Source organism: Nitrosophilus labii, from assembly GCF_014466985.1.
Classification (GTDB): Bacteria; Campylobacterota; Campylobacteria; order Campylobacterales; family Nitratiruptoraceae; genus Nitrosophilus_A; species Nitrosophilus_A labii.
This window is the reverse complement of the sequence record NZ_AP022826.1, coordinates 1,803,273-1,815,273: the sequence shown is the minus strand read 5'-3', so window position 1 is coordinate 1,815,273 and position 12,001 is coordinate 1,803,273. Positions and strand designations below refer to the sequence as shown.

At 33.6% G+C, this 12,001-nt stretch carries 16 protein-coding genes; 7 read left to right on the top strand and 9 right to left on the bottom strand.

The annotated features are described in order from the left end of the window. Nucleotides 1–79: 79 nt before the first annotated feature. Nucleotides 80–1,246 (bottom strand): IS256 family transposase, encoded by a 1,167-nt coding sequence (locus NIL_RS09160; protein WP_187647469.1) that lies wholly within the window; start codon nucleotides 1,244–1,246, stop codon nucleotides 80–82. Nucleotides 1,247–1,931: 685 nt separating this feature from the next. Here NIL_RS09160 and NIL_RS09155 point away from each other — a divergent pair. Beyond that, nucleotides 1,932–2,129 (top strand): EAL domain-containing protein, encoded by a 198-nt coding sequence (locus NIL_RS09155; protein ID WP_187647468.1) that lies wholly within the window; start codon nucleotides 1,932–1,934, stop codon nucleotides 2,127–2,129. On the opposite strand, the gene NIL_RS09150 is transcribed toward NIL_RS09155, so the two are convergent. The 3 genes from NIL_RS09150 to NIL_RS09140 form a co-directional block, all read right to left on the bottom strand. Next, on the bottom strand, nucleotides 2,098–2,571 hold the full coding sequence (locus NIL_RS09150; protein WP_187647467.1) for a BON domain-containing protein: 474 nt from the start codon (nucleotides 2,569–2,571) through the stop codon (nucleotides 2,098–2,100). The two genes, NIL_RS09155 and NIL_RS09150, sit on opposite strands and share 32 nt — an antisense overlap. Further along, entirely contained in the window at nucleotides 2,561–3,523 is a 963-nt protein-coding gene (locus NIL_RS09145; protein WP_187647466.1) for a DUF6781 family protein, read from the bottom strand. Before NIL_RS09145 ends, NIL_RS09150 begins: the two co-directional genes overlap by 11 nt. Nucleotides 3,524–3,670: 147 nt before the next feature. After that, nucleotides 3,671–5,077, bottom strand: a complete 1,407-nt coding sequence (locus NIL_RS09140) for a DEAD/DEAH box helicase (protein WP_187647465.1) — start codon at nucleotides 5,075–5,077, stop codon at nucleotides 3,671–3,673. 250 nt (nucleotides 5,078–5,327) lie between these two features. Between NIL_RS09140 and NIL_RS09135 the strand changes: the two genes are divergently transcribed. Then, nucleotides 5,328–5,597 (top strand): HP0495 family protein, encoded by a 270-nt coding sequence (locus tag NIL_RS09135; RefSeq protein ID WP_187647464.1) that lies wholly within the window; start codon nucleotides 5,328–5,330, stop codon nucleotides 5,595–5,597. A gap of 58 nt (nucleotides 5,598–5,655) precedes the next feature. Here the strand turns inward: NIL_RS09135 and moaC are convergent, their stop codons facing one another. Both moaC and NIL_RS09125 read right to left on the bottom strand, forming a co-directional pair. Beyond that, a complete protein-coding gene (moaC, locus tag NIL_RS09130; protein ID WP_187647463.1) occupies nucleotides 5,656–6,135 on the bottom strand; it encodes a cyclic pyranopterin monophosphate synthase MoaC in 480 nt (159 codons plus the stop codon). Then, nucleotides 6,125–6,406: a Dabb family protein gene (locus NIL_RS09125; protein WP_187647462.1), complete on the bottom strand. Its 282-nt coding sequence runs from the start codon at nucleotides 6,404–6,406 to the stop codon at nucleotides 6,125–6,127. Before NIL_RS09125 ends, moaC begins: the two co-directional genes overlap by 11 nt. A 22-nt stretch (nucleotides 6,407–6,428) precedes the next feature. On the opposite strand from NIL_RS09125, the gene NIL_RS09120 reads away from it, so the two are divergent. Continuing rightward, nucleotides 6,429–6,887, top strand: a complete 459-nt coding sequence (locus NIL_RS09120) for a hypothetical protein (protein ID WP_187647461.1) — start codon at nucleotides 6,429–6,431, stop codon at nucleotides 6,885–6,887. A 2-nt stretch (nucleotides 6,888–6,889) separates the two neighbouring features. Further along, nucleotides 6,890–7,270: a Uma2 family endonuclease gene (locus NIL_RS09115; RefSeq protein WP_187647460.1), complete on the top strand. Its 381-nt coding sequence runs from the start codon at nucleotides 6,890–6,892 to the stop codon at nucleotides 7,268–7,270. A gap of 49 nt (nucleotides 7,271–7,319) precedes the next feature. Here NIL_RS09115 and mobA read toward each other — a convergent pair whose 3' ends face one another. From mobA to leuC, 3 genes are all read right to left on the bottom strand, one after another. Further along, nucleotides 7,320–7,931: a molybdenum cofactor guanylyltransferase MobA gene (mobA, locus tag NIL_RS09110; RefSeq protein ID WP_197972080.1), complete on the bottom strand. Its 612-nt coding sequence runs from the start codon at nucleotides 7,929–7,931 to the stop codon at nucleotides 7,320–7,322. After that, entirely contained in the window at nucleotides 7,916–8,605 is a 690-nt protein-coding gene (sfsA, locus tag NIL_RS09105) for a DNA/RNA nuclease SfsA (RefSeq protein WP_187647459.1), read from the bottom strand. The genes mobA and sfsA overlap by 16 nt, the downstream gene beginning before the upstream one ends. A 73-nt stretch (nucleotides 8,606–8,678) precedes the next feature. Then, nucleotides 8,679–9,947: a 3-isopropylmalate dehydratase large subunit gene (gene leuC / locus NIL_RS09100; protein ID WP_187647458.1), complete on the bottom strand. Its 1,269-nt coding sequence runs from the start codon at nucleotides 9,945–9,947 to the stop codon at nucleotides 8,679–8,681. 89 nt (nucleotides 9,948–10,036) lie between these two features. Here leuC and NIL_RS09095 point away from each other — a divergent pair, with 89 nt between their 5' ends. The 3 genes from NIL_RS09095 to NIL_RS09085 are packed head-to-tail and all read left to right on the top strand — an operon-like array spanning nucleotide 10,037 to nucleotide 11,922. Beyond that, entirely contained in the window at nucleotides 10,037–10,285 is a 249-nt protein-coding gene (locus tag NIL_RS09095) for a hypothetical protein (RefSeq protein WP_187647457.1), read from the top strand. Continuing rightward, the gene (locus tag NIL_RS09090; RefSeq protein ID WP_187647456.1) at nucleotides 10,275–10,607 is read left to right on the top strand and encodes a type II toxin-antitoxin system PemK/MazF family toxin; all 333 of its coding nucleotides are present in this window, start codon (nucleotides 10,275–10,277) and stop codon (nucleotides 10,605–10,607) included. Before NIL_RS09095 ends, NIL_RS09090 begins: the two co-directional genes overlap by 11 nt. Continuing rightward, on the top strand, nucleotides 10,594–11,922 hold the full coding sequence (locus NIL_RS09085; protein WP_187647455.1) for an NFACT RNA binding domain-containing protein: 1,329 nt from the start codon (nucleotides 10,594–10,596) through the stop codon (nucleotides 11,920–11,922). The genes NIL_RS09090 and NIL_RS09085 overlap by 14 nt, the downstream gene beginning before the upstream one ends. The last annotated feature ends 79 nt before the right edge of the window (nucleotides 11,923–12,001 follow it).

The following is a 12,001-nucleotide window of genomic DNA, read 5'->3' as shown; positions in this document are numbered from 1 at the left end:
TTTGAATGAAATTTTCTATTTGATACTGTCAAGTTTTGTTCGCAATTTTCCTTCCCAGCAAGTTATATTTCATTGCATATCAAGCGGCTTTAAGCTGCACCTCATAGATTTCCATCACCTCTTGAAGCTTTTGTGGATGAATATAACTTCTCTCAATCTCCCAGTCTTCAGTGTACTCCATCAAGTATGTGGTAATGAGTCTAATATAGGACTCTCTTGATGGAAAAACAGATACTACTTTAGAGCGTCTTCTAATCTCCTTGTTGATTCTTTCTAACACATTTGTCGAACTTATCCTCCTTTTATCAATTTGCGGGAAGTGATAAAACTGCAGTGAATCTTCTAGTCCTTCTTGAAGCACTTCAATTGCTTCAGGGAATTTTTTGCGAAACTCCTCTATAATCATCTGTGCTATTGTGAATGCATCTTTTTTGCCCTCTTGTAGCCAAATAGTTTTAAGTTTGGCTGCAAATTTTTCTTTTGCTTTAGGTGGAACATGAGCTAAAATGTTTCTCATAAAGTGTACTTTGCACCGTTGCCAAGAGGCACCAAGAAAAGCTTCTTTAAAAGCTTTTTGGATTCCTTGATGAGCATCACTGATAAGCAATGCTATTTTTTGTAATCCTCTTTCTTTGAGTCTCTCAAAGAAATTTCTCCAAGTTTCATAAGACTCATTGATAAATGGCTCTATTGCCAATACCTCTCTTTTGCCTTCTAGTGTTACACCATAAGCTATCATAATAGCGGTAGATACCACTCTTCCTTCATAGTCTCTCACTTTCTCATACAAAGCATCAACCCTTGCGTTGGGATACTCTTTTTGCAGTGGTCTGTTTCGAAACTCTTCTACTTGTTCATCTAGCCCTTTGTTGATTTGTGATACCTGTGATGCACTGATATTCTCGATTCCAAGCTCTTTTGCCAAACGTTCTATCTTTCTTGTTGATATTCCATTGACGTATGCCTCTTTCACCATCGAAATCAGAGCCTGTTCACTTCTTCTCTTTTCGGTGATGAAAAAGGGAATGTAGCCACCTTTTCTTATCTTTGGAATCATAAGATAAACTGTCCCTAGTCTCGTATCGAACCTTCTTGGTCTATAACCACTGAAATAGCTTTTTCTCTCACTATTATGCTCACCTTTTTTAGCTCCAACTTTCATCTCGGACTCTATCTTCATCAACTGTTCCATCATCCATTTCATCATTGATAAAAGTGGATCTTCATCAACTACAAACTGTGTCATTATCTCTTTGAATATTTTTGTTTCATCTATTTTTTTGCTATTATTTCTTTTAGATTGGTTTCCTCCTGCTTGCTTTATTCCTCACTGGGAAGTCTATCCAACTCTTTTGAAGATTTCAAAATCTAAAAAAGAGTCTTCAAGTGAAATTGCGAACTTTAGTGTACACTATCCATATTGCGTATCTGGTACATTTTAGCATTGCAGGTGACAATTATGATGGCGTACAATATCCTAGCTCTTTTTAAACACTCTCTTTTACAATCAAATCAATGTCTTTCACAACTATCAGAGCCTATTGCTTTGCAATAGGAAGTTATATTACTAATCACTACTCCAATCAAAAAGTGCTCAAAATGGCTCTAGCCAAAAAAAGAAGAGCTTGGATGAACTCTCTTTTTGAAAAAAACAAGAATCTATCTCTTCCTATTGGTGGATTTGGATAACTTTTATCGCTTTTTAGTTGAGAAAAAAGATAAACTTCAAAATAATATCATTAAATTTTCTTATTCAAGAAGAACTCTATTGCAAAATCTGGGTTTAATATTTTCATCCCTCCAAATGGCGCAATATTCTTGTCTATATACCCAATCTTCAATTCACCTATTTGGTTAGTCCCTCTTCCCTTTAGTTTTTCCGCTTGTATGGTAGGTTTAATATTTTATCATTATCTAATGAGAAATTTGGGATGAAAGATGAAAAATCAGAGGCACTTGTTAAGGCAATTGTTCATTTTACAAAAGATTTGGGTATTAAAACAATAGCGGAATTTGTAAGCGAAAAAGATATCCAGCAAAAAGTTGAAGATATAGGAGTAGACTACTCCCAAGGATACTATATAGGAAAACCTTTACCTATAGAGAAATTACCTCCCGTTGAAAAATAATCAGATAGAATACTACCTTTTTAGCGCCTTTTGTTTTTAGAGCAATGTCAATAATTTTATCTGCTTTCTCTTTAAAGTCTGTTTTGCCGTATAGCTCAACAGTGCCACCGTTAGATTTTACTAAAATATCTCCTATAGAGAGCTCTTTTTCAAGATCTATTTTGTATTTTATCTGTGTTATGATTAAAAAATCATTTCTTTCTTCAACATTTGCACTATTTTTGATAACTTTATAATAAAGCGAGAAACCTTTTTCTGTTTGAGGTATAGCCTCTTGAGTTGGATTGGAGTATGATTCTATTATTTTTTTGGACTCTTCAAACATTTTATAGGCTTTATCTAATATCTCTTTTGCTGTCTGGTTTAGGTCATAAGAGTCTTTGGCTACTAAGTTAAGACTAAAAATAACAAAAATAGTTGAAAATAAAAGGCTACTTTTCATCTTTTTCCTTTGTTATAGCATCTTTTGCTCCTTTAATGGCTCCATCTATGGCAGCTTTTGCGATCATGAAAGCTCTAGCTCCAAGTTTTTTTGCCTCTTCGGCTTTCTCTTTGAAAATAGATGTTGTAGAAGCAGCTTCTTTGGCAAGATCGCTAAATTTTGTCTTAAAAATCTCTATAGTCTCTTGTGCCGCATTTTTTAGTTTATACATAGTGCTTTGGAGTTCTTCGGCAAGTTTTAGTAGCTTTTCTTTTATGCCTGCTTCGCTATTGTGAGCTACCTCTTTAATGCAAGATATATAAAGATCATCTACATTTTCTAAATCTTTTATGATTTTATCGTAATTGTCTATGATTATCTCTCTAGCTTCAAGAGGGGTAAACTCTATAGACTCTTTAAATTTTTCTATAGATTTTAAGATACCAGTTTTAACACCTTGTACTGTTCCACTAAGAATTTCGTCGCTATAGTTTATGGATACGCTTGCTATATCTGCTGCTACAGATAAAATGGCGATGGAGACATCTTTGATATGTGCTGCATCCACTTTTATATCTATTGTTTCAAAAGCCAGATTTTTGGTTATCTCTTTTACAGTCTCTTCTATATCTTCGTTTTTTTCTAAAGCAGCGATGATTGCTGCTTCTGTAGTCTCTTTTAGTATTCCCAAAAATTCCAGAGTTTTGAGTTTGTTAACCTCTATTGCTTTTATAAACTCCTCTTTTTTGTCACCATCAAGCTCTTGGGCTAGATTTTCCAAAATTTCGAATGTCTCTTTGAGCTTTAGTTTTAGGTCCTCTTTTTCATGCTCTATTTCTCTGTTTAATCTATCAATCTCTAAAATGAGTTCTTGTATATGTTTTTCTTTCTCTTTTTTGATTTCCTCTATAAGTATTGATATCGCCTCTTTTAAATCATCTTCTTTTAATATATTCTCTATTTTTGCTTGCATAGGAAACCTTTGTTTTGAGATTTTAGATATTATAGCATTTTATTAGTTGATGGAGATGTTAGTAAATTAGTATATTGGTTATTGGTGTATAGGGAAATTGGATTTTTTACCCTAATATACAAATAGACCAATATACTAAATATTTTTTTAGTGTCTTCTAGTTCTTGGACTTTTTCTTTGTCCTCTAGTGAATGAGTTCCTTGCTCTGTTTGGTCTTCTTTTTTCATTTTCAAACTGTCTGATAAGTCTCTCTATCTCTTTTTTGCTTTTGCCGATTTTTTCTCTTCCCGCTACTTTTTCATCCTCTATAACCATTGAGGCAAGCTTGAGCGCGATAGTAGATAGATCTGTTTGAGCTTCAAGCAGATTTATAAGCTCTATAGCTTCGGTGGAAATTTGCGTTGCTAAAACTCTTTCTAAGGTAGAGTTCTGCTTTTTTTCTTTTAGTTCACTACTTGTTGGGATCTCCTTATTTATAAGAGCGCTTCCTACAGCTTTTTGTATACGAAGAAGCTGTTTAAATTCGTGGGGAGTAACTAAAGATATGGCAATCCCCTCCCTTCCGGCTCTTCCTGTTCTTCCGATTCTGTGGACATAGCTTTGCGGATCAAAAGGTATATGATAATTAAAAACGTGCGTAACATCGCTAATATCTAGACCCCTAGCCGCCACGTCGGTAGCTATGAGTATTTCTGTATTTCCTTTTTTGAATGATTGTATAACATCTTCACGTTGGCGCTGCTGCATATCTCCGTGCAGACCTTTTGCGCTTATTCCCTGAGCGTTTAGAAACTCATTTAGTCTATCAACTTCTACTTTCATTCTGCAAAAGATAATAGCTTTTGAAGGAGCTTTATAGTCCAAAAGTCTTATAAGTGCTTCGTCTCTTTCTCTTTCATCTACAACATAGTAATACTGTTTTATATTTTCGTTCGTCACTTCATTTTTGGTTATTGAGATAAACGCCGGATTGTAAAGTATCTTAGAAGCTAGTTCTTTTATTTCGTTTGGCATTGTAGCGCTAAAGAGCATTGTCTGTCTATTTGAAGGTAAAAATTCAAAAATCGCTTTGATATCATCCAAAAATCCCATATCGAGCATCTCATCTGCTTCATCCAAAACTACAAAGCTTGGATTTAACTCGATTTTACCGCTTTTTAAAAGATCAAGTAGTCTTCCGGGAGTCGCAACTACTACAGAAGCGCTCTCTATGTGGTGAAGCTGTCTTGAATAAGAGCTTCCTCCATAAACTGTAGCTGTTTTTATGCCTAAAAATTTGCCAAGTCTAAAAACTTCGTCGCTTACTTGAGTTGCTAGCTCTCTTGTAGGTACGATTATCAAACCTTCAACTTCGTCGTTTATTTCTAGCATATTTAGCATAGGCAGAGCGAATGCGGCAGTTTTTCCAGTTCCTGTATGAGCTTGTCCAACTATATCGCGTCCGGTAAGAATTACCGGGATTGATTCTCTTTGTATAGGGCTTGGTTCTTTGAATCCAGCTAAATCGATAGCTTTTTGAATTTGTGGCTTAAGATTGAAATCTTGAAATGTCATTTTGTCTCTTTGTAAAAAAAAATTTACCTTCGATGTGCGAATCTAAACGTTCAATCGAAAGTCACATCTAAAAGCAAATGATTTTTGCCAAGAGGCTGTATCAATAGAGGTGATAAGGAGATCGAATCGTTTAACAAAGCGCCTATCAAAGGCATTACGATATTATAGCGCCAAAAACTTAAATGCTCTTAAGTTTTTTTCTCTAATTTGGTATAATATAAATAAATATAAACTTAATTAAGGAGTCAAAATGAAAGAAATGAAAGATTTTAAAGAAAAAGTGAAGATAGAGTATCCAACTATTTGGAGATATAAAGTTATAGGCGAAAATGCCAAAAAAACGAGAGAAGCGATAGAAGATGTAGCAAAAGGTTTAACTTGTACCATCTCCTTTTCAAAAATAAGCAACAAAGGAAAATATCAAAGTTTTAATGCGGATATATTTGTTCATAGCGAAGAGGAGAGGGAGAGACTCTTCAAAGAACTAAAAGAGCATAAAGATGTTAAGATGGTGTTGTAATAGGTATATTTGGTATATTAGGATTTTTACTAATTCCAAATAACCAATATACCAATAACTAACTTCTTACAAAATCTCCACTTTTCCCACCGCTCTTTTTTTCGAGTTGAATATTTTTTATAACCATTCCTTTATCTATAGCTTTTACCATGTCGTAAATAGTTAAAAGTCCGATACTTACACCGGTTAAAGCTTCCATTTCCACGCCGGTTCTTCCCTTGAGTTTGCAGGTTACATAAAGTTTAAATCCAGGAAGTTCGGGAAGTTCTTCAATATCACAGTTTATAGATGTTAGAAGGAGAGGGTGGCACATAGGTATAAGATCCGGTGTTTTTTTAGCGCCTATAATAGCCGCAATGATAGCTGTATGCAAAACTGCACCTTTTTTAGTAGTCTGGTTTATGATAGCTTGATATGCCTCTAGGCTCATCTGGATTATACCGCTTGCAACCGCTACTCTTTCGGTCTCACTCTTTTCGCCGACATCAACCATTTTTGGCCGTTTTTTTTCGTCAAGATGAGTTAGGTCAGATTTCATAATCAACCACCTTTGTTTGTGTGTTATTTTCTTTTAGCCATTTTACTATTTCTTGATGATAAGGATGAATACGATATTTTTCTAAATTATCTTTATTTTCAAAAACCGTAACTAAAGCCAAGTCGTAACTTCTCTCACTTCTTGAAAAATCAAGTCCCACTTCTATATCTTTTAGAACCTCGATATTTCCTTTCATGCTTAAAAGTTTCTCTTTAGCAATTTTTGCTAAACTAAAATCAGGAAACTTCATAAAAACTATATGTTTTATCATATTTACCCTTTAGGAGTGATTTATGAAAAAAATATTTATTGCTATTTTACCACTTATTTTATTAGCTTCCTCAAAAGTTTGCACAAAATGCAATCTAAATAGAGCGGAGATGCAGTGTAACTACTATGTTGCTAAAAAAGGGGATACTTCGAAAAAAGGGCATTGCAAAGATTACGCAGACTATCTTAACGATACAAAAGTTTACGGAAAAGCCGCTTGGTACTATCTTTTGTCTTTAGAGCCGCAAAAGTCCCTTGAAGCCGCCAAAAAGGCCGTTAAGATGAAAGAAAATTATGCATATGAGTATATTGCGGACGTATATCTTATAAAAGGCGATAAGCAAAAGGCGAAAGAGTATTATAAAAAATTTAAAAAGAGTGTGAAAAATGTAGATTTTTTTATAGATAGAAACTTCAAAGTTTTAGATAAAATATATAAGGAGTTTAATGAAAAAGAGGCTAAAAGGATTTTAAAGGATTAATTATGAGTATAAATCCTCCAAAATATGCATATGAAGATTATAAGCTTTGGCAAGGAGATTGGGAGTTGATTGAGGGTTATCCTTTTGCAATGTCTCTAAGTCCCAGCGGAAAACATCAAAAATTAATGTCAAAACTTTTAAGAGTATTTGATGAAGAGTTAGAAAATTGTGAATGTGATGTTTATCCTAAGCTTGATTGGATAGTGGACGAAAAAAATGTTGTAAGGCCGGATTTGGCAATATATTGCGAAGATATTGAAGAATATCCAAAAACTACTCCAAAAATTATTATTGAAATAGTATCAAAATCTAGCGCTACTAAAGATGAAGATATAAAATTTGAACTTTATGCAAAAGAGGGTGTTAAATATTATATATTTTAGCGTATCCAGATTTTAAAATTAAACTGAAAGATTATAGTTACAAAAAAATTTATGAAAGAAATAGCGAGTTTCGATTTGATTTATGCGATATTTGAGTAGATTTTAGCAGGGCGTTTTTATAATCATCGGGATAGTTTATGTTGAAAAACTTCTCCTCTTCTTCAAATTCAACAAAAATAGTGTTTGAACTCTTTAAAATATAGCCTAGTTTGTAGTTTTCTTTTTCTATCTCTCTTTTTATAATAGGTAAGATAGATTTTTGGTAGATTCCTATAAGCGGATGAGGAAATTTGGTTTTAGCGATAACAGCGTCTATAGTTTTGTTATCTTTATACACGTTTATTAACTTTTTAATTACTTCTTCGTCTACAAAAGGAGTATCTACGCTGATTGCAAAAAAATTATCAAACTTTTCAAATATCGCTTTAAAAGCGACCGTCGGAGCAAAAATGTCACTTTTGTCAAAAATCATAGGAGCTTTAAAATCAAATTTGTCTATTTTAGTAGATATGCAAACTTCGCTGAAAATCTCTTTTAGTCTTTCATATTGAAATTTTACGAGAGAGCTATCTTCAAATGGGAGCAAAGATTTATCTTTGCCCATTCGAGAACTTTTGCCACCGGCAAATATAACGCAAGGTATATCTAAAATTTTTTGCAAAGACTTAACTCCCCATTATAAATTACGTTTAGGTTTTCATCTATTTTAACAAAAAATCCTTTAAACTCGATTCCTTTTTGCAAAGCTTCCCAAAAAACTTTTTTAAACTCTTCGTCGCGAAATGGATGCGGTTGAAAGCAGTTACATTTTCTAACCGCCATAATGAGCAAAAAAGCGTTATATCCTTCATTTTTGGCTTCTATAAGCTCTTTTAAGTGTTTAACGCCCCTTGAAGTTGGAGCGTTTGGAAAGAGACATATATTTTTTTCAACCAAAGAGCATCCTTTTAGTTCGACCAAGGCATTATCAACTAGATAGTCGAATCTACTCTTTTTATACGAAACCTCTTTTTTTATATCCTGTGGGACAAAACCCAAAATGCCGTTTTTTATGGCTTCATACGCTATTTGAGAGTGAAGTTTAGTGTTTATCAAAACCCACCCCTCTTCCATTTTCGCGGCCAAAAGAGTGTAGTGGGTTTTTAATCCTTCTCTATTTTTTAGTAAAAGAAGTTCTCGGGAAGGAGTAAGTATCTCTTCAAGTCTTCCCGTATCTGCGATATGAACTTTTTTGGTTTTGTCTTTTACGTTTACGGTAGCTAAGAAACGGTTTTTTCTTACTATTAAAAAGCCTGTAGTTAGTTGTCCTAATGATTTGAGGTCAAATAGTATCATTGTTTATTAGTCTATTTGTTATTAGTATATTGGGGAAAAAAGAGTCCCAATATACTAAATATACCGATACTAACTAATTTATCTCTCTTGGATCTGCAATCTTTCCTGCAATCGCACTTGCAGCAGCGACGGCAGAGTTTGCCAAGTAAATTTCACTAGTTCTAGCACCCATTCTTCCTACAAAGTTTCTATTTGTAGTGGAGACGCATCTTTCGTTATCGGCCAAAATCCCCATATAGCCTCCAAGACATGCGCCGCAAGTTGGATTGCTAACAACCGCGCCAGCATCTATCAAAGTATCTATAATCCCGAGCTTTTCTGCCTCTTTTAGTATTTTTTGAGTTGCTGGGGTAACTATCATTCTTGTATGGCGCGCTACTTTTTTGCCTTTTACTATTTCGGCTGCGATAGCAAGGTCACTTAGCCTTCCGTTGGTGCAGCTTCCAATGAAAACTTGATCTACTTTCAGATCCATTTTCGCTGCTTCGCTTATAGGTCTTCCATTGCTAGGAAGATGAGGGAAAGCTATAACAGGTTCTAATTTTTCCACATCAATCTCTATTGTTTGTACATAGTTTGCATCTTCATCTGAGTAGTGGAACTTTGGTTCATGTTTTAAGTTTTTATCGGCCAAAAACTCTTTTGTTACCTTGTCAACTGCGATAATACCGTTTTTAGCTCCCGCTTCTATAGCCATATTGCATAGACTAAATCTATCATCCATACTTAGATAGACTACTGTATCTCCTGTAAACTCCAAAGCTTTGTATAATGCACCGTCAACGCCTATTCTTCTGATGAGTTCTAAAATAATATCTTTTCCGTATATAAAGTCACCGGGCTTTCCTTTCAATATAACTTTTATAGATTCTGGAACTTTAAACCAGTTTGTTCCAGTGATCATAGCAAATGCAAGGTCAGTTGAACCCATTCCCGTTGCAAAAGCTCCCAAGGCTCCGTGTGTACAAGTATGAGAGTCTGCACCAATTATCACGTCTCCCGGAACTATGAGTCCTTTTTCAGGCAAAAGTGCATGCTCAATTCCCATATCTTTTTCGTCGAAAAAGTATTTAAGATCGTGTTCATACGCAAACTCTCTACTGATTTTTGCCTGATTTGCGCTTGCTATATCTTTTGCCGGAATAAAGTGATCCATAACGATAGCGAAGTTATCCGGCTTTGCAAGTTTTTTAGCGCCTGATTCTCTGAATGCTTTTATGGAGATAGGAGTTGTGATGTCGTTTCCTATAATCATATCTATTTCACATCTAACTATCTCCCCGGCTTTTACTTCACGTCCTACATGATCGCTAAAAATTTTTTCAGTAATAGTTTGTTTCATCTTTTTCCTTTTGAAAAATTTTTGATATTTTAGCATAATATTAATTTATGATATACTTTTATATAAATTTTTTATATAAAAGGTTTATTATGATTAAAGTAAGTATAAGTCAAATCCAAAAAAAACCATCAATTTTTAAAAATGAGGAGATTTTGGATATTGTAGATAAAAGAGACAATAAAGAAATAGGTATCTTTATCCCTAAAAAGTATGAGAAATATTTTAATTTAATCTTAGAGAAGATAGAAAAAGAGGAAAAATTAAAGATTTTAAAAAAGATAAAAGAAGTAGATGATGATATGAGCTCATGGGATGAGGTAGTTGGCGATGGAGTTTAAAAAAGGAGATATTGTTTTAGTAGATCTAAACCCTAAAAAAGGCGAGGAGATTGGTAAAATTAGACCCGCCGTTGTAATGAGCGAAGATATTTTAAATAGCGAGCTTGATGTGATTTTGGTTGTTCCTTTGTCAACAAAACTTGTCGATAAAGCTTATCCTTATAGAATAAGAGCGAAAAAAAGAGAGAATTTAGAGCAAGATAGCGATATTTTGATATACCATTTAAGAGCTGTGAGTAAGAAACGAGTTATCAAAAAAATTGCAAAATTAAAAGATGAAGAGATGGATATTTTAAAAAAGGCGATATGTGAAATATTATGAGTTAAATCAAATTGTAGATTTCTTAAAAAAATTTAGAACCATAAGCGATATTTACAGAGTTGACGACAATGTTATAAAGATAGTTTTCGATAAAGAGCCGATATATTTTGACCTAACAAAAGGAAACTCCAAAATATACAAAAGAGAAGATTTCGTAAAGACAAAAAGATATAATGCTCCATTTGACGTAGTTTTGCAAAAAAGGTTTAAAAAAGCTAAAATCGTAGATATCAATCTTCTTCCAAACGACAAAATTTTAAGGATAAAAGTACAAACCAGCTCTTCATATAAAAAAGAGATTTCTCTTTTGCAACTAGAATTTACCGGAAGAAATACGAATGCCATCATTTTAGATGAAGATGAGACAGTTTTAGAAGCTTTAAGGCATATTGACATATCTACATCTTTTAGAGAGGTAAAACCAGGTAAAAAACTTCTACCCCTTCCTCCTTTGAAAAAGATTAAAAAAGAGGAAAACAGGATAGAAGATATCCAAAAGTACCTTTATGAAGTATATGAAAAAGAGAAAGAGGCAAAACTTCGCTCACTTAAATCTGTTAAAATTTTCTCTTTAAATAAGCAAATAGAGAAGTTAAAAGAGATTTTATACTCTTTAGAAAAAGAGGAGGATCTCTTAAAAAAAGCTTCACAAGAAGAGCTTAAAGCAAACCTGATTTTAGCCAATATGCATAAAATAAAGCCCTATGACAAAGAGGTGGAGCTAAAAGATTTTGAAGGAAAGAGTATAAAAGTAGAGTTACCTTTAGAAGCTAAAAGCGTATCCAATATGGCGGATATCTTTTTCGCAAAAGCTAAAAGATTTAGGCAAAAGGCTAAAAATATACATATTGAGAGAGAAAACCTAGCCTCTAAAATAAAGTTTTTAGAAAGAATGGCAAATAGAATCGAAAAAGCTAAAAATATAGAAGAGATAGAGATTTTGTTTCCCAAAAAAGAGAGTTTTAAAGCAAAAAGGGCAAAACAGCAAAATTTTGAAAAGTTTGTAATTGACGGTTTCAATGTATATGTTGGAAAAAACGAAAAAGGAAATGAAGAGCTTTTAAAAAGGGCGAAAGCGAGCGATATATGGATGCATATAAAAGATACTCCTTCGGCTCACGTGATTATCCAGACAAACAAACAAAATATCCCATCTCATATACTAAACGAAGCGGCAAAACTTTGTGTAGATTTTAGCGTAGATAGTTCAGGTGATTATTTGGTTGATTATACTCAAAGAAGAAATGTAAAAATAAAAGATAGAGCTTTTGTGAATTATGTAAATTATAAAACTGTAAAGGTGAGGAAGGTATAATTTTAAAATTAGGAATTGGGAATTAGGAATTAGTGGAATTTTGTAGTTTAGAGGTGCCCTTTAAAAAGAATGATTAAAA